Source organism: Parahoeflea halophila (assembly GCF_900220985.1).
GTDB classification, from domain to species: domain Bacteria; phylum Pseudomonadota; class Alphaproteobacteria; order Rhizobiales; family Rhizobiaceae; genus Hoeflea; species Hoeflea halophila.
This window is the reverse complement of sequence record NZ_OCPC01000002.1, coordinates 516462-538869: the sequence shown is the minus strand read 5'-3', so window position 1 is coordinate 538869 and position 22408 is coordinate 516462. Positions and strand designations below refer to the sequence as shown.

Here is a 22408-nt window from a genome sequence, read left to right as displayed (position 1 = left end):
TGTTTGCACCCCGGTCGGGACCCGTCAATGACAATGAAGCCAGTGATTGGGCCAACTGGTGCCGGGGCCGCCAGTGGTGGGCCTGCCAGTTATGGCGCGGGCAAAAGGGTGGGAGGCTGGCACGGTGACCCGTGCCGGGCTCGTTAGGGCTGCTTCCTTCCGGACCTGACCCGGTTGGCGAGTGGCTCGTCCACCACCAACCTCCCGAAGGCACATATCGTCAATCAGAAAGGCAAAAGCAAGCCAGAGCCAAAAAAAACTGCTAGAGTTGGCCTCCGACCCTGCCCGCCGGTGTGTTTGATGTCTGATTTCGTTCTCGATCCGCGGCTCGACCGCGACACCACATTGCTGACGAAGCTGGGATTGTGCCAGCTCAGGCTGATGGAGGATTCGCGCTGGCCCTGGGTGCTGCTGGTGCCACAACGGGATGGCATCACGGAGATCTTCGACATGACGCCGCTGGATCAGACGATGCTGACCTTCGAGACCGCAATCACTGCCCAGGCGTTGAAGCAGGCAACGGACTGCCTCAAGGTCAATACCGGCGCACTCGGCAACCAGGTGCGCCAGTTCCATCTCCACATCATTGCCCGCACCGAGGGCGACCCGGCCTGGCCCGGACCGGTCTGGGGCCACGGCCAGGCCACACCCTGGGACGCGAATGCCCGCGCCAAGTTTACAGAAAGACTTCTCGAGGCCCTCTGATACATGACATCTTCCCTTTTTGACCATGATGCACCGCATGGCGAAGCCAGCCGGCTTGTCGCTTTTGCAGGCAACCGGCTTGACCGACGCTCCGAATACCGCACCGAGACCGAACTCGGTGATGCGATGAAAGATCCGGCGACGCGGTATTTTGCCATTGCCAAGGGCCGGCTGGCGATGCGGGTCGACGGCGATGCGCCGGATGGACTTCTGACAGCCGATGACATCGCCGCGATGCAGCCCAACCCCGATGATGCCATCCTGATCGGCTGGGATCAACGAAATGCCGGGCGCATTGCCATGCCGGTGGACATTGACCCGGATGACCTGCCCGCGCCGTTCAAGGCCATCGACACGCGCTCGGTCTACCGCCAGGCGCTCATGGATGAAGAAGCGCTCGGCGCTTATGCGCAGGGCACCAGCCTGCTGGCGTGGGCGCTGGCCAACCGGTTCTGCGGCACCTGCGGTGGCGAAATGACGCCGGAAGCAGGCGGATACCGCCGAAAATGCAAGGCTTGCGAGCGCGCGGTGTTTCCGCGCACCGACCCGGTCGCCATCATGCTGGTGGTCGACGAAGCCCGCGAGAGATGCTTGCTGGGACGCAGCCCGCATTTTCCGCTGGGCATGTATTCCTGCCTGGCCGGCTTCATCGAGCCGGGCGAGACCATGGAAGACGCGGTGCGGCGGGAAACGTTCGAGGAATCCGGCATCAGGGTCGGCCGGGTGCGCTATCACGCCAGCCAACCCTGGCCGATGCCGCATTCCCTGATGATCGGGGTTTACGCCGAAGCGCAGAGCCTGGAGATCACCCGCGACACAGCCGAACTCGAGGATTGCCGCTGGTTTGACCGTTCCGAGACCGAAGCCATGCTGGCAGCCAGCCTGGGCGAAGCCGATGCCTCGGCGCCACCGCCCGGCGCCATCGCACACCGGCTGATGCGCGACTGGCTCGACTGGGGCCGGTAGCGGCTGGTCTCAGCCCTCGGCCTCTTCAGCGTGGGATCCGTTTTGCGCCAGGCGGAACGGATGGGCCGGGTAGACACCGAGAATGCGCAGTTCCCTGGAGAAAAACCTGAGTTCCTCCATGGCGCGGGCCACCGGGGCTTCGTCGGGATGGCCGTGGATGTCTGCATAGAACTGGGTTGCGAAGAACTTTCCGCCGAGCTGGTAGCTTTCAAGCTTCGTCATGTTGACGCCGTTGGTGGCAAACCCGCCCATCGCCTTGTAGAGCGCAGCGGGAATGTTGCGCACCCGGAAGACGAAAGTGGTGACGACCACCTCGTCAGCCACCGGCCGCGGCGGGATGCTGGCTTCGCGCGACAGCACCACGAAGCGGGTGACATTGGTCTCGGTGTCCTCGACATTCTCCTCAAGGATGTCGAGACCGTAGAGTTCGGCTGCCAGCCGCGGCGCCAGGGCAGCCATGGTCCGGTCATTGCTCTCGGAGACCAGCCGCGCCGCTCCCGCCGTATCGCCGGCCACGACCGCCTTCCAGCCATTGGCGCGGACGATCTTGCGGCACTGGCCGACGGCGTGAACATGGCTGTGCACGGTGCGCAGCTCCGAGCGGTCGACACCCGGCAACGCCATCAGCTGGAAATGGATCGGCATGAAATACTCACCGACGATGTGCAGCCGGGATTCGGGCAGCAGGTGATGAATGTCGGCGACGCGGCCGGCGATGGTGTTTTCGATCGGGATCATCGCAAGATCCGCGTCACCCTGGGCCAGCGCATTGAAGGCATCCTCGAAGGTGGCGCAGGGCAATGGATCCATGTCGGGAAACATGTCGCGGCAGGCCATGTCGGAGTTTGCGCCGAATTCGCCCTGAAAGGCGATGCGGTTGGTGGATGCGGTCATCAGATCTGTCCGTTGTGAAAAAGAAGCGTCTATTTCCGCCCGAAAATTTGCCGGGCGCGCGCAAGATCGGCGGGAGTATCGACACCGAGCGGCACCGAGTCAACGATCGCCACATCGATGCGCATACCGTCCTCGAGCGCCCGCAACTGCTCGAGCGACTCGCGTCTTTCCAGGGTGGATGGCTTGAGCGAGACAAAGCGTTCAAGCGCCGTGCGGCGCCAGGCATAAAGGCCGATATGGTGATAGAGCGGGCCGTCCCCATAAGGTGCGGTGGCGCGGGTGAAGTAAAGTGCGCGCAGCAGACGCTCACCGATCGGCGTGCCGATGACCTTGACGATGCTCGGGTTGGTTTTCTCGTCCTCGTCGGCAATCTCGACGGCCAGCGTGGCGAGATCGGCAGGCGATCCTGCAAGCGGCAGGGCGGCGCGGCGGATGGTTTCCGGCTCGATGGCCGGGATATCGCCCTGCACATTGAGGATGATCTGCGCCCGGGCCTCGGGATCCATGATCGTGGCTGCCTCGAAGACCCGGTCGGAACCGGATTGATGGTCGTCCCGGGTCATCACCGCTTCGAAGCCCGCAGCCTCCACCACTTCGGCGATGGCGCGCGAATCAGTGGCGACAGCCACCCGGCCGATATTCGCCAGCGCCGCCTGGCGCGCGACGCGGACCACCATCGGCTCGCCGGCAATATCCGCCAGCGCCTTGTTGGGCAGGCGAGACGACGCCATTCGCGCCGGAATTACGACCAGCGTGTGCTCGGAACCTGTTGCCATGGCGCGTTCATTCCCCCATCCTGCGGCGCGGGTGTCAAAAAGTCTCACTGCCGCTGTTACAAACGGTGTTGCAACGAAACTGCAAAAGACATAGGTTCCGCGCGATTTCAAGACTGGTTCGGATATTGCAGGAAACTGGGCGGGACACCGAACCAAAACGGAGCGACGGAACATGAACTCCTCATACTTCAATACCGCGGCGGGCGCTTTTCTGGGCATTCTGTTTGTGCTGATGTCTCTTTCGATTGTTTCGGATGGTATCTATGACACCGCCGAGCCAGAGACCGAAGGCTTCATGATCGAAGTGGCCGAAGGTAGCGGCGATACCGGTGCAGCTGAAGAAGAAGCCGAACCCGAACTGATCGCACCGCTGCTCGTCAGCGCCGATCCGGCCAAGGGTGAATCGGTGTTCAAGAAGTGCGCAGCCTGCCACAGCAACGATTCGTCCAATGCCAACAAGGTCGGCCCCGGCCTGTGGAACATCGTCAACCGCCCGGTCGCAGCCAATGACGGCTTCAATTACTCCGCCGCCATGGTCGAGTTCGCTGAAGGCGGTTCGGTGCTCTGGGACTACGAACATCTCAGCGGCTTCCTCGCCGCACCGAAGAAATACATCAAGGGCACCGCGATGGGCTTTGCCGGTATCAAGAAGATCGACGAGCGCGCCGACCTGATCGCCTATCTGCGCACCCTCGCCGACTCGCCGGAGCCGCTGCCCGCAGCGACCGATGTCACGGCTGTACCGGCGGATGAAGCAGTCGAAGCGCCAGCTGACAGCCAGTAAGCTCCTCGCCACAATGATACGCAAAGCCGGGCCTCACGCCCGGCTTTTTTCGTTTGAGCGGCAAGAAATGCAAGAGTGGCCCTGCAAGTGCCGCAGAAGTCACCTATTGTCTTGGAACGACAAGGTACCCGGAGGACCCGCACACATGATCAAACGCCTCGCCCCTCTCACGCTGGCACTGGCCGGCCTGCTTGCAACAGCCAGCGCCATGGCACAGGAACCGGAATGGCGGCATGCCACGGCGATGATCGAGGCGCCGAAATATTCCGAAGGCTTTGCGCATTTCGACTATGTCAACCCGGACGCGCCCAAGGGGGGCACGCTGAAACTGTCGGAGGAAGGCACTTTCGACAGTTTCAACCCGATCCTTTTCAAGGGTGAAACGGCGGCTGGGCTGAGCCTGGTCTTCGACACGCTGATGAAACCGTCTGAGGACGAGGTGTCGTCGTCCTACGGGTTGCTCGCCGAGAGCGTTTCCTATCCTGACGACATTTCGAAAGTCACCTTCCGGCTGCGCGCGGAGGCCAAATGGGCAGACGGAACGCCGGTGACGCCCGAGGATGTGGTGTTCAGCTTCAACAAGGCGAAGGAACTCAATCCGCTGCAGGCGCAGTATTATGCCCATGTTGTCTCGGCCGAGAAGACCGGTGAGCGGGATGTGACTTTCCTGTTTGACGAAAACAACAATCAGGAACTGCCGCAGATCCTGGGCCAGATCCGTGTGCTTCCCAAGCACTGGTGGGACGGCACGGACGAAGCCGGCACGGCCCGCGACATCAGCCGTACCACGCTTGAGCCGGTCATGGGATCAGGCCCCTACCGGATCGCCGACTTCAAGGCCGGCTCGACAATCCGCTACGAGCTGCGCGAGGACTATTGGGGCAAGGATCTCAACGTCAATGTCGGACAGCACAATTTTGGCGCCATCGAGTATGTCTACTTCACGGACGCCAATGTGGAATTCGAGGCATTCCGCGCCGGCACGGTGGATTTCCGGCAGGAAAATTCGGCCAGCAAATGGGCCACGGCCTATGATTTCCCGGCAGTGGAAAGCGGCGACATAGTTCGTGAAGAGATCCCGAACCCGCTGCGCGCCGTCGGCATCATGCAGGCTTTGGTGCCTAATATGCGGCGCGAGAAATTTCAGGATGTCCGGGTGCGCCGGGCGCTCAATTTCGTGCTGGATTTCGAGGACCTGAACCACAATCTGGCGTTTGACGCGCTGGCCCGGGTGGACAGCTATTTCTGGGGTACAGAGCTTGCCTCCTCCGGCCTGCCGGAGGGCCGCGAGAAGGAAATTCTCGAAGGATTGGAGAACGAGATCCCGGCCGAGGTCTTCACCACGCCGTTTACAAACCCGGTGGGCGGCGATCCGCAGAAAGCACGGGCCAATCTGCGCCAGGCGCTGACGCTGTTCCAGCAAGCCGGCTACGCACTGGAATCGGGAAAGCTGGTCAACACCAGCACCGGCGAACAGTTCGGCATCGAAATCCTGCTGTCGAGCCCTTCGCTGGAACGCTCCGTGCTGCCCTATATCGCCAGCCTGAAGAAAATCGGCATCGACGCCAGGATCCGCACTGTCGATGCCTCGCAATACACCAACCGGATCAGAAGTTTCGACTATGACATGATCTGGAATGTATGGGGCCAGTCGCTGAACCCGGGCAACGAACAGGCCGGTTATTGGGGTTCGGCCTCGGCAGACCGGGAGGGATCGCGCAACTATGCAGGCATCGCCGATCCCGCGGTCGACGAGCTGATCCGGATGGTGATCTTCGCGCAGACGCGTGAGGAGAAGACTGCCGCGGTGAAGGCGCTCGACCGGGTGCTGCTGGCGAACCATTACGTGGTGCCGCTGTTTTACAGCGATGCGGTCAAGGTGGCCTATGACAAGACGCTCAAGCACCCGGAAGATCTGCCCTATTACGGGCTTGGTTTCCCGGACGTGTGGTGGTCAACTGCGGCTGAGTGAGACGCTTTGGCCTTGCACCGGTTTCGACATTCGATTCTGTATGGGGCAGACACGAATCAGCCGGAACTCCGATGTTCCGGCTGGAAGGACGCGGGATTGACCAGGACAGACATCACCATGCGCGGCCAGACCGCTGCCACTGAGGGGACAGCCGCCTGATGGGCGCCTATATTCTCAGACGCCTGCTTCTGATGATCCCGACCATAGTCGGGATCATGGCGATTTCATTTGCGGTGATCCAGTTTGCCCCGGGCGGACCTGTCGAGCAGGTGATCGCGCAATTGACCGGTGAAGGCGATTCCGCCATCGACAGGATTGCAGGCGGCGGTGACACCGTCGGCAGCGCACAGCAGGATTTCGGTGATCCGGGGTCCTCGGACTATCGTGGCGCGCAAGGGCTCGATCCGGAGTTCATCGCCAAGCTGGAAGCCCAGTTCGGCTTCGACAAGCCGCCGCTCGAGCGTTTCGGGCTGATGATGTGGAACTATATCCGCTTCGATTTCGGCGAGAGCTATTTCCGCAGCATCGACGTGATCGACCTGATCAAGGAAAAATTGCCGGTCTCGATCTCGCTGGGCATCTGGATCCTGCTGCTGTCTTACGTGATCTCGATTCCACTCGGCATCAAGAAGGCGGTCTCGGATGGCTCGCGGTTTGATGTCTGGACCTCGGGGCTTATCATCATCGCCTATGCGGTGCCCGGCTTCCTTGTCGGCATCCTCCTGATCGTGCTGTTTGCCGGCGGATCGTTCCTGGACTGGTTCCCGTTGCGCGGGCTGACCTCGGACAATTTTGCCGAGCTCAGCCTTTTCGGCAAGATCGTCGACTATTTCTGGCACCTGGCGCTGCCACTGATCGCGCTGTCGCTGGCGGCGTTCGCCACCACGACGCTGTTGACCAAGAACTCGTTCATCGACGAGATCCGCAAGCAATATGTCACCACCGCCCGGGCCAAGGGGCTTAGCGAACGTCAGGTTCTCTACCGGCACGTGTTCCGCAACGCGATGCTGATCATCATTGCCGGCTTTCCCGGCGCCTTCATCACCGCATTCTTCTCGGGATCGCTGCTGATCGAGACGATCTTCTCGCTCGACGGGTTGGGACGGCTTGGCTTCGAATCGATCATCAAGCGGGATTATCCGGTGGTGTTTGCCACGCTGTTCATCTTCTCGCTGATGGGGCTGGTGGTCGGGCTAATTTCGGACCTGGTCTACACCTGGGTTGATCCGCGCATCGACTTTGAAAAGAGGGATGTGGGATGAGCGAGGCAGTTTCCGGCAATCCCCAAGCCTATGACATCAACGGCCGGCCGAAAGGCTGGCTGTCACCGACCAACCGCCGGCGCTGGGCCAACTTCAAGGCCAACCGGCGCGGCTACTGGTCGTTGTGGATCTTCATGATCCTGTTCATTGCGAGCCTGCTGGCCGAATTCATCGCCAATGACCGGCCGATCCTGGCCTCCTACAAGGGCGAGATCCTGTATCCTGTGCTGGTCGATTACCCGGAAGAAAAATTCGGTGGGTTCCTGGCGCGCACCGATTACCGCGATCCATTTATCCAGAACGAGATCGAGGCCAATGGCTGGATGATCTGGCCGCCGATCCGCTACTCCTACACCACCGCCAATTCCCATATTCCGCATTCGGCGCCGACGCCACCGTTCTGGCTGCTTGAGGACGGGGAGGCCTGCTCCGCCTACCCGCTTGGGGACGAGGATCCAGGCTGCAGGCTGGGCAACATGAACTGGCTCGGCACCGACGACCAAGCCCGCGATGTGACCGCGCGGATGATCTACGGTTTCCGCATTTCGGTGCTGTTCGGCCTGACGCTAACCGTATTTTCGGCGCTGATCGGTATCGCCGCCGGCGCGGTACAGGGCTATTTCGGCGGCTGGACCGATCTTCTGATGCAGCGCTTCATCGAGATCTGGTCTTCGATGCCGGTGCTCTACATCCTGCTGATCATCGCTGCGGTGCTGCCACCGGGATTCTGGATCCTGCTCGGCATCATGCTCCTGTTCTCCTGGGTGGCGTTTGTCGGCATCGTGCGAGCGGAGTTTCTGCGGGCGCGCAATTTCGAATATGTCAACGCCGCCCGGGCGCTCGGCGTCGGCAACGGCACGATCATGTTCCGGCACCTGCTGCCCAATGCCATGGTGGCGACGCTGACCTTCCTGCCGTTCATCCTGTCGGGCTCGATCACGACGCTGACCTCGCTCGATTTCCTGGGCTTCGGCCTGCCGCCGGGCTCGGCCTCGCTGGGCGAACTGATCGCCCAAGGCAAGCGCAACCTGCAGGCGCCCTGGCTGGGGCTGACGGCGTTCTTCACCATTTCGATCATGCTTTCGCTGCTGATCTTCATCGGTGAAGCGACCCGCGATGCCTTCGATCCACGAAAGACGTTCCGATGAGCGGTGCAAAGACTATGAGCGCCGATGGGGCACTGCTTTCTGTGCGCGATCTGTCGGTGGCGTTTCACCAGGCTGGTGAGAGCCAGACGGCGGTCGATCATGTCTCGTTCGACATCAAGCGCGGCGAAACCGTGGCGCTGGTGGGCGAATCGGGCTCCGGGAAATCAGTTTCGGCACTGTCTGTATTGCGGCTGCTGCCTTACCCGGCGGCCAGCCATCCATCGGGCGAAATCCTTTTCAAGGGGCAGGATCTGCTGTCCGCACCGGAGCCGCAAATCCGGCAGGTGCGCGGCAACGACATCACCATGATTTTCCAGGAGCCGATGACCTCGCTCAATCCGCTGCAGACAGTGGAAAAGCAGATCTCGGAAATCCTGCATCTGCACCAGCTAATCAAGCCGGACGAGGCCCGGCGGCAGGTACTGGAACTGCTCACCCAGGTCGGCATCCGTGATCCCGAGACCCGGCTGGCCTCCTATCCGCACCAGTTGTCGGGCGGGCAGCGACAGCGGGTGATGATCGCCATGGCGCTGGCCAACCGGCCGGAGCTGCTGATCGCCGACGAGCCGACCACGGCGCTCGATGTCACAGTACAGGCGCAGATTCTCGAATTGCTCAGGGATCTGAAGACCGAGCACGGCATGGCCATGCTGTTCATCACTCATGACCTCGGCATCGTGCGCAAATTCGCCGACCGGGTCTGCGTCATGACAAATGGCAGAATCGTCGAAACCGGCCCGACTGCCGAGATCTTCACCAACCCGCAGCATGACTACACGAAGCACTTGCTGGCCGCCGAACCCAGCGGTGAGCCGCCGGCGCGCAAGGAAACCGCGCCCGAAGTCATGCAGGCGCGCGACATCAAGGTCTGGTTTCCGGTCAAGAGAGGCTTCCTCAGGCGCACGGTCGACCACGTCAAGGCCGTCGACGGGCTGTCGCTGTCGCTCAAATCCGGCCAGACGCTCGGCGTGGTCGGCGAATCGGGGTCCGGAAAGACAACGCTCGGGCTGGCGCTGATGCGGCTCATCCGCAGCGAAGGCGAAATTCATTTCAACAAGCTGCCGCTGCATGAGCGATCCTTCAAGCAGATGAAGTCGCTCAGGAGCTCCATGCAGGTGGTGTTTCAGGATCCGTTCGGCTCGCTCAGCCCGCGCATGTCGATTGCCGACATCGTCGGCGAAGGGCTGGCGATCCATGCCCGCGATCTTTCCGCCCGCGACCGTGACAGGCGGGTTGCCGAGGCGCTGGAGGAGGTGGGGCTCGATGCCTCCACCCGCTGGCGCTACCCGCACGAGTTTTCCGGCGGCCAGCGGCAGCGCATCGCGATTGCCCGGGCGATGGTGCTCAAGCCGCGTTTCGTCATGTTGGACGAGCCGACCTCGGCGCTCGACATGAGCGTGCAGGCACAGGTCGTCGACCTGTTGCGCGATCTGCAGAAGCGGCACGATCTGGCCTATCTGTTCATCAGCCACGATCTCAAGGTGGTGCGGGCGCTGGCCAATGACGTGATTGTCATGCGGGCCGGCAAGGTGGTCGAACAGGGCAGCGCCGACAAGATCTTCGACAATCCCGAAACAGACTACACCAAAGCGCTGATGGCGGCTGCTTTCAATCTGGAAGCAGCCGGCAGCGCCGTGGTCAGCGAATAGGCAGAACATGACCGACACGAATGGCAAGGGACGGGTGCTTTTGGCGCTAACCGGGTGGGACCCGCAGGTCTGGGTCGAGGAATTGCAGAAGGCAGCGCCGGATCGCCCGGTGGTGCTCACGCCGAACGGCGAAACCGATCCCGGTATCGATTACGCCATTGTCTGGAAGCAGCCGGCCGGCCTGCTGTCGAAGCTGCCGAACCTGAAGGCCATTTTTTCGCTCGGCGCCGGGGTAGACCACGTCCTTGCCGATACAAGCCTTCCCGACGTGCCGATCGTGCGGGTGGTGTCCCCGAATCTGACCACCCGGATGAGTGAATATGTCGTCTGGCAGGTGCTCGACCACCACCGCCTCGGTCCGCGCTACCGGGCACAGCAGGTGAACCGTGTCTGGGACGAAGACCGCGAGCAGAAGGCCGCCGGCGATATCACTGTCGGCATCATGGGGCTTGGCGAACTTGGCACGGACGCCGCCGCCAAATTGCAGGTCATGGGCTTTCAGGTGACCGGCTGGTCGCGGACGCAGAAACAGGTCGAGGGTGTGACCTGCCATGCCGGTGCCGAGGGGCTCGATTCCTTCCTAGCGTCTGCCGACATTTTCGTCGTGCTGCTGCCGCTGACAGCCGAAACCAACGAAATCCTGGACCTGGATCTGTTAAAGCGGATGAGCAAGCGGGGTCCGCTGGGCGCACCGGTGCTGATCAATGCCGGACGCGGCGGGTTGCAGAACGAGGCGGATCTTCTGGCGGCGCTGGACGAAGGCCTGCTGTCCGCGGTGACGCTCGACGTGTTTCAGCAGGAACCGCTCGATCCCGAAAGCCCGTTCTGGAGCCACCCCAAGGTGACGCTGACACCGCATGCGGCGGCGGCATCGATGCCGTCCTCGCTGATCGAGCCGATGGCGCGGCAGATGGATGCCTTCGAAGGCGGCGAGCCGCTGATCAACCTGGTCGACCGCAAGGCCGGTTATTGAAACACAATAGTAAGCCGGCTCAGGGCCGACGGTAAAGCGTCGGCGGGCCGTAGAGCCGCGCGATGCGGTCGATGGCAGCCTTCAAGGGCTCCCGGGTGACATACATGGTGCCGCCGGAGGCATGCAGCAGTGTATCGGGGTCTTCAAGAAAGCCGACATGGCCTTTCCAGAACACCAGATCGCCGCGTTGCAGGCCATCAGTTTCGGGGTCTATGACAGCGCCCAGATGGGCCGCCTGCTGGTCGGAATCGCGCGGGGCAGATTTTCCGGTCATGGCCAGCGCCAATTGCACGAGGCCTGAACAATCGATGCCAAAGCCGGTTCGCCCGCCCCAGAGATAGGGCGTGTCGACGAAGCGGGCAGCCACCGAGACGGCATCTTCAGCGGCCGGTTTGCCAACCGGGCGCAGATGCGTGGCAATGAGGGCCGTTCCGTCTTCCAGCAAGGCGTAGGGCGTGCCGCGTGTCTCGGCGGCACCGACAATCCTTACCCGGCTACCCATCGACAAAGACTTGAAGTGCGGAAACCGCAGATCCGGTCCCGGATAGACGAAACTGCGCGGAACCGAAACGGTGTGGGTGGTCTCGCTGGTTCCTTCCCTGATTGCCTGTTCGCGCACATAGCCGACATAGCCATCTGCTTCCAGCTGCACCCAGGCCCAACCGTTGGAGATGTCGAAGACGGTCAGCGTCTCGCCCAGAAGCGCCTGGGTGTCGATGCTGCAATCGGCTTCCGGCCGGGGCCGGATGTCGGCGACGGGCACACTTACCTCGCCCGGTGCGCCTTCGATGAAGCGCTCGGCCGTAACCTGCCCCTTGAGGCGGATATCGGCCAGGTCCGGCCGGTAGGCATGAGAGCGGTGATCCAGGCTTTTGTTCATGGTTTTGACGCCTCCGTGGACGACAGCTTTCGGCCTTCAGCGATGATGATATCGCCCAGCCTTTCGACGAACAGGGCGCCTTCCACCGTCCGCTTGATGATGACGTTGCGTTTGTCGCGTTCGTCGCGCAGCCGACGGACCAGCCCCATGTGGCCCATCGTGTCGAGGGCTCTCGTGATCACCGGCTTGGTGACACCGAGCATGGCGGCCAGCCCCCTTACCGTGTGCGGGGGCGGCGCGAGATAGATGTGCAGCAGGATCGCCAGCTGCCGCATCGTCAGATCGGGCCCGATGACGCGGACATGTTCCAACGTGGCGGCATGCCAGAGCCCGAGGGCATCGGAGGGCCGGAGGTCGAGCTGCATGGCTTTGTGCCCGTATCGTTTCGGTACCGGATTATATTGGCCGAAACAACGAGTGCGCGCAAGCCAGCCGCTCGGCCTCAGGCCGGGTGACGCTTGCTGATCACCTCGAACAGGGCGCGGATGCCTTGCGCTTCGCCGCCCATCGGCGCATGCGGCTTGTCCTTTGGCGACCAGGCGAAAATGTCGAAATGGGCCCAGCTGGTTTCGGCCGTGACGAAGCGCTTGAGGAACAGCGCCGCGGTGATCGAGCCGGCAAAACCGCCCGCCGGAGCATTGGTCAGATCGGCGATCCGGGCCTTCACATCGGCCTCATAGGGCTTGAACAGCGGCATGCGCCAGAGCGGATCGGCGACCTCCACCGAGGCGGTGGCCAGCGCCCCGGCCAGGGCTTCATCATCGGTGTAGAAAGGCGGCAGGTCCGGACCGAGCGCCACCCGCGCCGCGCCGGTCAGCGTGGCCATGTCGATCAGCAGAGAGGGATCATCCTCACAGGCATAGGTGAGCGCATCGGCAAGCACCAACCGGCCTTCGGCATCGGTGTTGTCGATCTGGACGGTCAGCCCCTTGCGACTGGTGAGCACGTCGCCTGGACGGAAGGCGGAGGCGGAGATCGAATTTTCGACGGCGGGAACGAGCACGCGCAAATCTACCGGCAGACCGGCATCCATGATCATCATGGCCAGCGCGATCACATTGGCAGCCCCGCCCATATCCTTCTTCATGTTGAGCATCGCCGTAGCCGGCTTGATGTCGAGACCGCCGGTATCGAAACACACGCCCTTGCCTACCAGAGTGAGTTTCGGCGCCCCTTTTTTGCCCCAGCGCATTTCCAGAAGGCGTGGCGCCTGGACGGCTGCACGTCCGACGGCGTGGATCATCGGGAAGCCCTTGGAAATAAGGTCGTCGCCCGTGACCACGGTGACCTTGGCCTTGTAGTGATCCGCAAGACCGCGGAAGGCAGTCTCCAGCGCGTCGGGACCCATGTCGTTGGCAGGCATGTTGACCAGGTCTCGGGCAAGCGCGACAGCGGCCACTGTGCGGTGGACCGCAGCGGCATCGACCGCTTCGGGCAGCACCAGTCTCGGGCCCTGGGCCGCCGGCTTCTTGTAGCGTTCGAAGCGATAGGCGCCCATGCCGAACCCCAGCGCCATGGATTGACCGGAAACGGGTGAGTTTTCGAGGCGCCAGTTGCCTTCCGGCAGGGATCGCGCCAGCTTGCCGCTGACGAAAGGGTAACACTGCCCGTCACTGCCCAGGCCGAACAGGGCGCCGGCGAGCTTGCCATCCTGTCCGGGCACCATCAGGACCGTGCCTTCGGCAGCCTGGAAACCCGCGGCCCTGGCCCAGGCGAGTGCTGCCGCATCAATTGTGCCGGCCTCGATGGCCTCAGCCGTCACCGCCCAGACCGGCAGGGCGTCAGCCGGTTCAGAGGCAAATGGCGAGGGGCGATCAATCAGGGCATAGGGCGGCATTTTTTTTCCTCTCATCCTGCCGGCAACAATGCGCCGGGAATCAGTTGTTAACTCTTGATTAGGGTTAACAGATTATTGCTTGAGGGAAGACTGTGGCGCCACCTTCGCAGGGCCGCCACGACACTCGTTTCCGGGATCAGGCCAATGTCAGCGACCCATCTACGCACCATTCTCCCCAGCCGCCTGCTCAGCGCGGTCTGCATCGCAGCGCTCGGTCTCTCGCTTGCGGGATGCGCATCCAAGGGACAGCTGACCACCGGCTCGATCCCGTCGATGAACAAGCCGCTCGAATCGATGAATGCGTCGGAACTGCATTCCGCCGCCGAAAGCATCGGCCGGGCCTATGACCGAAACCCCAAGGATGCGGCAGTGGGCATGAAATATGCCTCGGTCCTGACCATGGGCGGCCGTTCCGACCAGGCACTCGCAGTCATGCAGCAGGTGGCGATCCACAATCCGACGGACCGGACCGTGCTGGCCGCCTATGGCAAGGCGCTGGCGGGCGCCGGGCAGTTCGACAAGGCGCTGGACGCGATCCAGCGGGCCCAGACACCGGACCGGCCGGACTGGCAGTTGCTGTCGGCGGAAGGCGCCATTCTTGACCAGATGGGCGATCCTGCCTCCGCACGGCAGCGCTACCGCAAGGCGCTCGACATACAACCCAACGAACCTTCGATCCTGTCCAACCTGGGCATGTCCTACGTTCTGCAAGGCGATCTGAGAACTGCAGAGAGCTACCTTGCTTCGGCGGTCAAGCAACCCGGCGCCGACAGCCGGGTGCGGCAGAATCTTGCGCTGGTCGTCGGCCTTCAGGGCCGCTTCCAGGAGGCCGAGCAGATCGCAAGCGCCGAGCTTTCGCCGCAGCAGGCAACCGCCAATGTGGACTATCTGCGCGCCATGCTGTCACAGCAGAACGCCTGGAGCCAGCTCAAGGCTTCGGACGCCGGAAACACCAACTGATGTGACACCGAACGCGGCACCTGCTCAGGGTGCTGCGATTTACCTTCCGGGCCAGCGATACCGAGCGTCCAGCTCGGCCACTCCAGGATCCCACTTCCCTTGATAGAGAATATAGGATCCGCGCCAAACTCCCTTTTTTCGGATCCGAGAGCCTGTCAGAAAAAGTCTGCTTGAAAGCGCGGTTTGCACGAGCGGCGGTGCGATCGCCGGACCGCTGAAGCTTTGTTCGTCCGGCCAGATGTCTCCGGTTGCGCTGAGCGTTGGCCCAGGCAAAATCGAGCTGCCACCACAGTGCAAAAAACTGACAGCAACTGACCGGATTTGCCAGATAGCGCCGGCTTCCCCTCAGGCAATCGTCGTTGGATCAAGCCTTTGGAACAGGGGCGGTCCCAGCTCGGGGTTTTGCGCTTCCAGTCCAGACAAGCGCAGCAGAAAATCCTAGCCGCCGGAGAAATTGTCCATGACCTGGATGGCTGCAGGTCCGAGGATAACGCCGATCAGCACCGGCAGGAAGAACAGGATCATTGGAACCGTGAGCTTCGGCGGAAGTGCCGCGGCCTTCTTTTCGGCCTCGGTCATGCGCTGGTCGCGGCTCTCCTGGGCCAGCACACGCAGAGCCTGTGCGATCGGTGTGCCGTAGCGCTCGGACTGGATCAGCGCCTGGGTGACCGACTTGACCATTTCGAGTCCGGTCCGGTTGCCCAGGTTCTCGAATGCCACCCGCCGGTCCTGGAGATAGGACAGTTCAGCCGTTGTCAGCAAGAACTCTTCGGCGAGCGCAGTCGACTGGACCGCGATTTCCTCGGCCACACGCTTCATTGCGGCTTCGATGGAAACGCCGGACTCGACGCAGATCAGCATCAGGTCGAGCGCATCAGGCCAGGCAAGCCTGATCGAAGCCTGACGTTTGCCCGCCTGGTTGGAGACAAACATGTTTGGCGTGTAGAAGCCGATATAGGCGACGACGATGCAGACCAGAATCCGCACGGTCAGAGGCTTGTCGGCGAGGTTTTCCAGCAGGAAGACATAGACGATCGCGGCGAGGAGGAACACGAACGGCAGCACGAAGCGCGCCAGCAGGAACATGTTGAGCGCGTTCTGGGTGCGGTATCCCGCCGCGCGCAGCTTGGTGATGGTGGCGCCGTCGGCCAGCGCATCCTTTAGGTTGAGCTGCTCGACGATGCCGCGCACGGAGGCGTTGTCGCGCGACCGGAGGCCGGCGCTCTTTTGTCCGTTGCGGGATTGCTCGGCGTTGAGACGCGCGCGTTCCCTGGCGCGGATTTCGTCGCGCTCGAGGGCTGCCGATTTCATCCGCGCATCAAGGTCGCCCTTCTCGAAATAGGGCGCCAGGATGGTGAACAACGTGGCAAAGACCGCAATCGCTATCAGGATGGGTACCAGATTGGCGGGATCGGTGAGGGATGACGCGAGATCGGATATCATGGCAGTCGTTCCCTAGATGTCGAAGTTGATCATGTTGCGCATCACCAGGGTGCCGATCGACATCCAGACGGCGGACGCGCCGAGAATGAGATGGCCGCGCGAGTCGGTGAAGAGAAGCATGATGTAGTCGGGCGAAGTGAAATAGACCAGCAGCGCAACGATGAAAGGCAAGGCTCCGATGATGGCCGCGGAAGCCTTGGCTTCCATCGACATCGCGTTGATCTTGCCCTTCATTTTCTTTCGGTCACGCAACACCCGCGAGAGGTTTCCCAGGGCTTCGGACAGATTGCCGCCGGCCTGGGCCTGAATGGCAATCACGATGGCGAAGAAGTTCGCTTCCGACAGTGGAATCCGGTTGTAGAGGCGGCTGCAGGCCTCGGGAATGTTCATGCCCATCTGCTGGGCTTCGACAATCCGCTTGAACTCGGTCCGGACCGGCTCCTGGCCTTCGGCGGAAATCATCCGGATCGCGTCGTTGAGCGGCAGGCCGGACTTGATCGACCGCACCATGACATCGAGCGAATTGGGAAATTCGTTGAGGAAGGCCTTCATACGCCGATTGCGCAGGAAGCCGATGAGCCAGCGCGGCACGCCGGCGCCGAAAATGACCATCACTCCGGCACCGACCAGCAGATTGCCCTGAAGGACGAAAGCGAGGAACCCCATGACAAGACCGAATACGGCGGAGAGAAGGTAGAAATTGTGCAGAGAAATGGAGAGGCCGGCCTGGGCGATCCGGTCCTTGAGCGCCGGTGACTTGCGGCGGTCGTTTTCCTTGTTCTTCTCTTCCAGCGTCTTGAGCGAATCCTGGACGGACTTGCGCCGCTTGTTGGCTTCGTTGAGCCGGTCGCGTGCCGCATTCGCCTTGGAGCGGTCGGTTTCCGCAGCCTTGACCCGCTTGACCCGGTTTTCCGCCTTGCGCTCGCCCTCGATGCGGGAATAGAGGACGCCATAGCCCAGCGCCCCCGCCGAAAGCGCGACCAGGCCGATGATGGCGACAACCACTATATCCAGACCAAACACGCGCGCGTCTCCTTACGAGGTCATCTTTTCCATGGCATCGAGCGAAGCGGCCAGCCGCTTGTCTTCGCCGTAGTACCTTGCACGATCCCAGAAGTTCGGCCGGCCGATGCCGGTGGAGGTATGCTGGCCGATGATCTTGCCGTTGGCATCTTCACCAACCATCTCGTACTTCATCAGGTCCTGTGTGATGATGACGTCACCTTCCATGCCGATGACTTCGGTGATGTGGGTGATGCGGCGGGAGCCATCGCGCAGGCGCGTGGCCTGAATGACCACGTCCACAGAGCCGGCAATGATCTCGCGCACGGTCTTGGCCGGCAAGGTGAAACCGCCCATCGCGATCATCGATTCCATACGGCTGAGGCATTCACGCGGGCTGTTGGCGTGGATCGTGCCCATTGAGCCGTCGTGGCCGGTGTTCATGGCCTGCAGAAGGTCGAAGACTTCCGGGCCGCGAACCTCACCGACGATGATGCGTTCGGGACGCATACGCAGGCAGTTCTTGACCAGATCGCGCATGGTGATCTCGCCCTCGCCCTCGATGTTGGGCGGACGGGTCTCAAGACGCACCACATGTGGCTGCTGCAGCTGAAGTTCGGCCGAGTCTTCGCAGGTGATGATGCGTTCGTCGGCATCGATATAGGCGGTCAGGCAGTTGAGCAGTGTCGTCTTGCCGGAACCGGTACCGCCGGAAATCACCACGTTGCAGCGCACCCGGCCAATGATCTGCAGAACCGCCGCGCCTTCCGGCGTGATGGCGCCGAACTTGACCAGCTGATCCAGAGTCAGCTTGTCCTTTTTGAACTTACGTATGGTGAGCGCTGTGCCATCGATCGCCAATGGCGGAGCGATGACGTTGACGCGGGAGCCGTCGGGGAGACGGGCGTCGCAGATCGGGCTCGATTCATCGACGCGGCGGCCGACCTGGCTGACGATACGCTGACAGATCGACAGCAACTGGCTGTTGTCGCGGAACCGGACATCGGTTTCCAAAACCTTGCCGGCGACTTCGATGTAGGTCATGCCAGCGCCGTTGACCATGATGTCGGCGATGTCATCGCGTGCCAGCAACGGCTCGAGCGGACCATAACCCAAGACGTCGTTGCAAATGTCGTCGAGTAGTTCTTCCTGCTCGGCGATCGACAGGGCGAAATTCTTGATGGTGATGATATCATTGACGATATCACGGATTTCCTCACGCGCGCTTTCACCGTCGAGCTTGGCCAGCTGCGACAGGTCGATGGTGTCGATCAGCGCCGAAAAAACCTGGCTCTTGGTGTCGTAATAGGCCTCGTTGCGGGCAGCCTTGCGCTTTGCCGGCGGCTCTTCGCGGCGCGGGGCGGGCTTCTGAACGGGCGGCGGTGCGGGAGCCTGTGCCACTGGCGCGGTTGGCGCTGGCGCCTGAACCGGTGCAGCGACCTCGGGGGCCGGAGCTGCCGGGGCTTCGGCATGGACCACAGGCTTGGGCGCCGGAGCTTGCGGCAGCTTGCCCGATCCATCATTGCTGCGTTTGCCGAACATGTCGCGTTCACTCCAGACTTACAAATTACTTGCGGCCCAAAAGGCCCATCAAGGATGACAGACCCGCCTTCTTGCGCTTCTTCACTTCCGCCCTGCCGGTGACCACATGGGCGATCTGTGACAAGGCTTCGGCGGTGGGTGACTTGGCCGAGGATTCGGCGATCATCAAACCCGAATTCGCAGCTTCGCCGAACAGCGCGGCGTCGAAGGGAATGATCGCAAGCGGATCGATTTCCAGCGGATCGCAGAACGCTTCGGGCGCGATTTCCGGCCGTTTGGCCATGCCCACCTGGTTGAGAACCAGGAGCGGCGCATGATCATTGGGGCGCAGCTTGCGCAAGGTGTCGAAGAGGTTCTTGGTGTTGCGCAGATTGGCGAGATCCGGCGTCGCGGTGATGACGATCTCGTCGGCCGCACAGAGCACCTTCCGCGTCCAGTCATTCCAGATATGCGGAACATCGAGCACCGAAACCGGGGCGTTGCGCTGAATGATGTCGAGGATCGGCAGGAAGGCGTCTCCGGAAAAATCATAGGTCCGGTCCAGCATCGACGGTGCCGCAAGCATGGAAAGATGCTCGGAGCATTTCGACAGAAGCCGATCGAGAAACACCTCGTCGAGCCGGTCTGGCGAATACACCGCCTCGGCAATGCCCTGGGTCGGGTCGGTATCGAAATTGAGATTGGCGGTGCCGAATGGCAGGTCGAGATCGGCCAGAATCACTTCGCTGGAGAACAGGCTGGAGATGCTCCAGGCACAATTGTGCGCAAGGGTGGACGAGCCAACGCCGCCCTTTGCGCCGACAAAGGCAATCGAACGGCCCAGCGGGGCGGCATCGGGGTCGACGAAAATGGCCGAGACGACACCGATCACATCGGCCATCGAGACCGGGGCCACAATGTATTCGGAGACCCCGTTCCGCACCAGCTCGCGGTACAGAGCAACATCGTTGACGTGGCCAACAATAACCACCCGCGTGTCTGGATCGCAAACGGTGGCAAGTTCGCCGAGCTCATCGAGCAGGGCCTGACCGTCGACACGGGTTTCCAGGATCAGCAGGTTCGGGGTCGGAGAGCCCGCGAACATGTTGGCCGCGGCCGATACGCCCCCGGAATTGATGCGCAAATTGACCTTGGCCATGCGACGGTCCTGAGAGCACCGTTCCATGGTCTTGGCGAGGCCCTCGGTTTCTACGAAGGCATGGACCGATATACGCGGAAGCGGGCGAATTCGCTCGAAGTCGCCGCGGTCTGCAACGCTCTCGCCTTCGTCCGGCTGGGTCTGCTGTTCAAGCGCATAATCTAGATTGGTCATCAACGTTGTCCTGCTTCATCGAACGCGTGGCGGTTCTGGCGGGTCATTCCTTCAGCCCCGCGCCGCCCACTCTATAAGATTCAATCACAGTCGAACGCCGCTCGGCATCAATCGGGGTCATGCCGCGCGGCGCAATGAGATCCCCCGGATTGGCGATCTGGGCAGCCAGATTGTTCTGGCTGGCGCAACCGAAATTCGCCCAGTGCCTGTTTTCAGTGTTGTTGGCGAGCATGTCCTCGGGCCAGCGCCCGCATTCCCCGGTGGAGGCTGTGACCGCCATGAAGGCGATGCGGATCGGCGCTGCATCATTTGCAGATGCAACATGATAGGGCGAGGAAAGTATGCGATCTCCCGGCACGCCTTCGCTGCGCAGCACATCAGCCACCTGTGTGGAGAGCAGCGATGCAGCGCCCGCATTGGCGGAGCCAACCGGCACCATGATGCGGATGGCACCGGAGGCGCCTGATCTGTACGCCTGGGCCGCGCCGCGAACGGTTTCACGCATCGAGATTGTCAGATTGCGGTCGCCGGAGGCAACCGGAAGGTCGACGGTACGCTCCTGCTCGGCGACGATGATAGGGTGGTTGGTGCGGTAATCATCGGGGACCGCCCCGACGGTGACGCTGTGACCAGGCCAGCCGGCGCAGCCCGACACCAGTGCTGCAACCAGCAGGGGCGCGGCAATGGTCCTGAGGGCCCGGTGATCAGGAGTGACGGGAACAGAGATCTTGCTCGACATGATGGGGTTCCTGATCATTTGTAGATGAAGCCGACAACGCCGTGGTAGCGACCCGGTGGCAGCTGGGTTTCCATCCGGCCATAGACCCGGTTGACGCGGCCGAGAAAGAAGCCCGCGCCATCGCCGGCGGCGTTGAAATTATCATCGGGACGGGCGAGTTCGTTGCGCGCGACCGGCTTGACGATGTATGGCGTGGCAATGATGACCAGCTCGGTTTCGTTGCGGACAAAGTCCTTGCTGCGGAAGAGCGTGCCGAAGACCGGTACCTTTGACAGGCCCGGAAAGCCCGACATGGCCTGCCGGATGTCGTCCTTGACCAGCCCGGCGAGCACGATGGAGCCGCCGGAGGGCAGTTCGACCGCGGTCTCGGCCTCGCGGCGCTTGATCGCCAGCCGGGTCAGGCCGGGATTGCCTGCAACGCCCTGGAGCGAGGTGGAGCCCTCGAAAGTCGGTTCGGATACTTCGGTCAGGACCTTCAGCGAAATGCGGCCCGGTGAGAGGACGACCGGGGTGAAGTTGAGCCGGATGCCGTATTCCACCTCACGGTCCGTGTAGGTGGCCGACCCGTCATCGTCGTAGTCGACCGAATCCCGGACCTGAAACTCGCCGCCGACAAAGAATTTTGCGCTCTCACCGGAAATGGCGGTGAGGCTTGGCTCGGCCAGGGTGCGCATGACACCGGCCTGCTCCATGGCGTTGACATAGCTTGCGATGGTACGTCCGCCGATCGAACCGCTGGCGATCTGTGCGAAGTTCAGCCCGGTGGAGACGGAACCCAGCGACGACGGGTTGGAATTGACGAAGGTCCCCGACCCACCGGTAATTGAGGAATTGAAGCCGAGCTGCTTGAGCACCTGACGACTGACCTCGGCGATGGTCACCTTGAGCGTGACCTGATCCTCGCCGTCGATCTTGAGAAGATTGACGATTTTCGACTGCTGACGGGCTTCGGCGTAAATGGCCACGGCCCCCTCGCCGCCGGTGCCGCTTTCGGTGATGTTGCGGGTCGTGGCTTCACCCCCGGTGAGGAATATCTGCGCCAGATTGGCAGCCTGCGCCGCATCCTGCGGCGTCCGCACCGACCCGGTCAGAACAATGTTGTCGGAAATGATCTCGACACTGATGTCCGAGTCGGGAAGAAAACGAGCCAGGTGTGCCTGCAGACCCGCGACATCGCGCTCGATCTCCAGCTCGATGGCAACGATTTCCTCGCCGTTCGGTCCGAAGATGAAGATGTTGGTCTGACCGACGGTCTTGCCGAAGAGATAGAGCCTGCGCGACGTCCGGGTGACGGCATCGGCCAGGGTCGGGTCAGCCACAAGGATATCATGCGCATCGGTGGGCAGGTCGATGACGAGGGCCTTGTTCAACCCAAGTTTTACCCGCTTGCTGGCACCAGGCCCGGTGTGCTTGATCTTGATCACGCTTTCGGCGGCTCCGGCCTGCGACACGAGCCGGCCATTGACCGGATCGAGGCTCAGACCGGTGAACAAGGTCGAGCTTACCAACGCAAGGCTGGTGATGGATGACAGGAGCGATTTTGCAAAAGGACGCACGTTCATTC

General features: G+C 62.0%; 20 protein-coding genes and 1 other RNA gene. 9 read left to right on the top strand and 12 right to left on the bottom strand.

Going from position 1 to position 22408, the window contains the following annotated elements:
• Positions 1-108: 108 nt before the first annotated feature.
• Positions 109-205, bottom strand: an RNA gene (ffs, locus tag CRO46_RS09935) — signal recognition particle sRNA small type.
• A gap of 95 nt (positions 206-300) precedes the next feature.
• On the opposite strand from ffs, the gene CRO46_RS09930 reads away from it, so the two are divergent.
• Entirely contained in the window at positions 301-705 is a 405-nt protein-coding gene (locus CRO46_RS09930; protein ID WP_097107375.1) for an HIT domain-containing protein, read from the top strand.
• A 3-nt stretch (positions 706-708) separates the two neighbouring features.
• The gene (nudC, locus tag CRO46_RS09925) at positions 709-1671 is read left to right on the top strand and encodes an NAD(+) diphosphatase (protein WP_097107373.1); all 963 of its coding nucleotides are present in this window, start codon (positions 709-711) and stop codon (positions 1669-1671) included.
• A 9-nt stretch (positions 1672-1680) separates the two neighbouring features.
• Here the strand turns inward: nudC and CRO46_RS09920 are convergent, their stop codons facing one another.
• Together CRO46_RS09920 and CRO46_RS09915 are read right to left on the bottom strand one after the other, a co-directional pair.
• Positions 1681-2565 (bottom strand): prephenate dehydratase, encoded by an 885-nt coding sequence (locus CRO46_RS09920; RefSeq protein ID WP_097107371.1) that lies wholly within the window; start codon positions 2563-2565, stop codon positions 1681-1683.
• Between the two features lie 29 nt (positions 2566-2594).
• Positions 2595-3341 (bottom strand): 3-deoxy-manno-octulosonate cytidylyltransferase, encoded by a 747-nt coding sequence (locus CRO46_RS09915; protein ID WP_097107369.1) that lies wholly within the window; start codon positions 3339-3341, stop codon positions 2595-2597.
• 172 nt (positions 3342-3513) lie between these two features.
• On the opposite strand from CRO46_RS09915, the gene CRO46_RS09910 reads away from it, so the two are divergent.
• From CRO46_RS09910 to CRO46_RS09885, 6 genes are all read left to right on the top strand, one after another.
• Complete coding sequence (locus tag CRO46_RS09910; RefSeq protein WP_097107366.1) at positions 3514-4125, top strand: c-type cytochrome; 612 nt, start codon at positions 3514-3516, stop codon at positions 4123-4125.
• A 145-nt stretch (positions 4126-4270) separates the two neighbouring features.
• Positions 4271-6097 (top strand): extracellular solute-binding protein, encoded by a 1827-nt coding sequence (locus CRO46_RS09905; protein WP_097107365.1) that lies wholly within the window; start codon positions 4271-4273, stop codon positions 6095-6097.
• A gap of 158 nt (positions 6098-6255) precedes the next feature.
• The gene (locus CRO46_RS09900; RefSeq protein WP_097107363.1) at positions 6256-7359 is read left to right on the top strand and encodes a microcin C ABC transporter permease YejB; all 1104 of its coding nucleotides are present in this window, start codon (positions 6256-6258) and stop codon (positions 7357-7359) included.
• Complete coding sequence (locus tag CRO46_RS09895; protein WP_097107361.1) at positions 7356-8507, top strand: ABC transporter permease; 1152 nt, start codon at positions 7356-7358, stop codon at positions 8505-8507. Before CRO46_RS09900 ends, CRO46_RS09895 begins: the two co-directional genes overlap by 4 nt.
• Positions 8504-10156, top strand: a complete 1653-nt coding sequence (locus CRO46_RS09890) for an ABC transporter ATP-binding protein (protein ID WP_244577839.1) — start codon at positions 8504-8506, stop codon at positions 10154-10156. The genes CRO46_RS09895 and CRO46_RS09890 overlap by 4 nt, the downstream gene beginning before the upstream one ends.
• Before the next feature lie 7 nt (positions 10157-10163).
• Positions 10164-11129, top strand: a complete 966-nt coding sequence (locus tag CRO46_RS09885; RefSeq protein WP_097107356.1) for a 2-hydroxyacid dehydrogenase — start codon at positions 10164-10166, stop codon at positions 11127-11129.
• Between the two features lie 19 nt (positions 11130-11148).
• Here the strand turns inward: CRO46_RS09885 and CRO46_RS09880 are convergent, their stop codons facing one another.
• From CRO46_RS09880 to CRO46_RS09870, 3 genes are all read right to left on the bottom strand, one after another.
• Positions 11149-12009, bottom strand: coding sequence for a C40 family peptidase (locus tag CRO46_RS09880; protein WP_097107354.1), 861 nt, complete (start codon positions 12007-12009; stop codon positions 11149-11151).
• A complete protein-coding gene (locus CRO46_RS09875) occupies positions 12006-12374 on the bottom strand; it encodes a MarR family transcriptional regulator (RefSeq protein WP_097107353.1) in 369 nt (122 codons plus the stop codon). The genes CRO46_RS09880 and CRO46_RS09875 overlap by 4 nt, the downstream gene beginning before the upstream one ends.
• 77 nt (positions 12375-12451) lie before the next feature.
• Positions 12452-13846, bottom strand: coding sequence for a leucyl aminopeptidase family protein (locus CRO46_RS09870; RefSeq protein ID WP_097107351.1), 1395 nt, complete (start codon positions 13844-13846; stop codon positions 12452-12454).
• A 144-nt stretch (positions 13847-13990) separates the two neighbouring features.
• Between CRO46_RS09870 and CRO46_RS09865 the strand changes: the two genes are divergently transcribed.
• Positions 13991-14806: a tetratricopeptide repeat protein gene (locus tag CRO46_RS09865; protein ID WP_097107349.1), complete on the top strand. Its 816-nt coding sequence runs from the start codon at positions 13991-13993 to the stop codon at positions 14804-14806.
• 438 nt (positions 14807-15244) lie between these two features.
• Here the strand turns inward: CRO46_RS09865 and CRO46_RS09860 are convergent, their stop codons facing one another.
• Genes CRO46_RS09860 through CRO46_RS09835 form a run of 6 tightly spaced genes read right to left on the bottom strand, consistent with a single transcriptional unit; the run spans position 15245 to position 22400 of the window.
• A complete protein-coding gene (locus tag CRO46_RS09860; protein ID WP_097107347.1) occupies positions 15245-16249 on the bottom strand; it encodes a type II secretion system F family protein in 1005 nt (334 codons plus the stop codon).
• 12 nt (positions 16250-16261) lie between these two features.
• A complete protein-coding gene (locus CRO46_RS09855; RefSeq protein ID WP_097107345.1) occupies positions 16262-17272 on the bottom strand; it encodes a type II secretion system F family protein in 1011 nt (336 codons plus the stop codon).
• A 12-nt stretch (positions 17273-17284) separates the two neighbouring features.
• Positions 17285-18793 (bottom strand): TadA family conjugal transfer-associated ATPase, encoded by a 1509-nt coding sequence (locus CRO46_RS09850; RefSeq protein ID WP_097107344.1) that lies wholly within the window; start codon positions 18791-18793, stop codon positions 17285-17287.
• Between the two features lie 25 nt (positions 18794-18818).
• The gene (locus CRO46_RS09845) at positions 18819-20105 is read right to left on the bottom strand and encodes a CpaE/TadZ family protein (RefSeq protein ID WP_097107342.1); all 1287 of its coding nucleotides are present in this window, start codon (positions 20103-20105) and stop codon (positions 18819-18821) included.
• A gap of 43 nt (positions 20106-20148) precedes the next feature.
• Positions 20149-20844, bottom strand: a complete 696-nt coding sequence (locus tag CRO46_RS09840; RefSeq protein ID WP_097107340.1) for a CpaD family pilus assembly protein — start codon at positions 20842-20844, stop codon at positions 20149-20151.
• A gap of 14 nt (positions 20845-20858) precedes the next feature.
• Positions 20859-22400, bottom strand: a complete 1542-nt coding sequence (locus CRO46_RS09835; protein ID WP_425479257.1) for a type II and III secretion system protein family protein — start codon at positions 22398-22400, stop codon at positions 20859-20861.
• Positions 22401-22408 lie beyond the last annotated feature (8 nt).

What these genes read in the sequence shown, in the direction of transcription:
- CRO46_RS09930 (WP_097107375.1), top strand. Translation starts at nt 301, where the DNA reads ATGTCTGATTTCGTTCTCGATCCGCGGCTCGACCGCGACACCACATTG.
- nudC (WP_097107373.1), top strand. Translation starts at nt 709, where the DNA reads ATGACATCTTCCCTTTTTGACCATGATGCACCGCATGGCGAAGCCAGC.
- CRO46_RS09920 (WP_097107371.1), bottom strand. Translation starts at nt 2,565, where the DNA reads ATGACCGCATCCACCAACCGCATCGCCTTTCAGGGCGAATTCGGCGCA.
- CRO46_RS09915 (WP_097107369.1), bottom strand. Translation starts at nt 3,341, where the DNA reads ATGGCAACAGGTTCCGAGCACACGCTGGTCGTAATTCCGGCGCGAATG.
- CRO46_RS09910 (WP_097107366.1), top strand. Translation starts at nt 3,514, where the DNA reads ATGAACTCCTCATACTTCAATACCGCGGCGGGCGCTTTTCTGGGCATT.
- CRO46_RS09905 (WP_097107365.1), top strand. Translation starts at nt 4,271, where the DNA reads ATGATCAAACGCCTCGCCCCTCTCACGCTGGCACTGGCCGGCCTGCTT.
- CRO46_RS09900 (WP_097107363.1), top strand. Translation starts at nt 6,256, where the DNA reads ATGGGCGCCTATATTCTCAGACGCCTGCTTCTGATGATCCCGACCATA.
- CRO46_RS09895 (WP_097107361.1), top strand. Translation starts at nt 7,356, where the DNA reads ATGAGCGAGGCAGTTTCCGGCAATCCCCAAGCCTATGACATCAACGGC.
- CRO46_RS09890 (WP_244577839.1), top strand. Translation starts at nt 8,504, where the DNA reads ATGAGCGGTGCAAAGACTATGAGCGCCGATGGGGCACTGCTTTCTGTG.
- CRO46_RS09885 (WP_097107356.1), top strand. Translation starts at nt 10,164, where the DNA reads ATGACCGACACGAATGGCAAGGGACGGGTGCTTTTGGCGCTAACCGGG.
- CRO46_RS09880 (WP_097107354.1), bottom strand. Translation starts at nt 12,009, where the DNA reads ATGAACAAAAGCCTGGATCACCGCTCTCATGCCTACCGGCCGGACCTG.
- CRO46_RS09875 (WP_097107353.1), bottom strand. Translation starts at nt 12,374, where the DNA reads ATGCAGCTCGACCTCCGGCCCTCCGATGCCCTCGGGCTCTGGCATGCC.
- CRO46_RS09870 (WP_097107351.1), bottom strand. Translation starts at nt 13,846, where the DNA reads ATGCCGCCCTATGCCCTGATTGATCGCCCCTCGCCATTTGCCTCTGAA.
- CRO46_RS09865 (WP_097107349.1), top strand. Translation starts at nt 13,991, where the DNA reads ATGTCAGCGACCCATCTACGCACCATTCTCCCCAGCCGCCTGCTCAGC.
- CRO46_RS09860 (WP_097107347.1), bottom strand. Translation starts at nt 16,249, where the DNA reads ATGATATCCGATCTCGCGTCATCCCTCACCGATCCCGCCAATCTGGTA.
- CRO46_RS09850 (WP_097107344.1), bottom strand. Translation starts at nt 18,793, where the DNA reads ATGTTCGGCAAACGCAGCAATGATGGATCGGGCAAGCTGCCGCAAGCT.
- CRO46_RS09845 (WP_097107342.1), bottom strand. Translation starts at nt 20,105, where the DNA reads ATGACCAATCTAGATTATGCGCTTGAACAGCAGACCCAGCCGGACGAA.
- CRO46_RS09840 (WP_097107340.1), bottom strand. Translation starts at nt 20,844, where the DNA reads ATGTCGAGCAAGATCTCTGTTCCCGTCACTCCTGATCACCGGGCCCTC.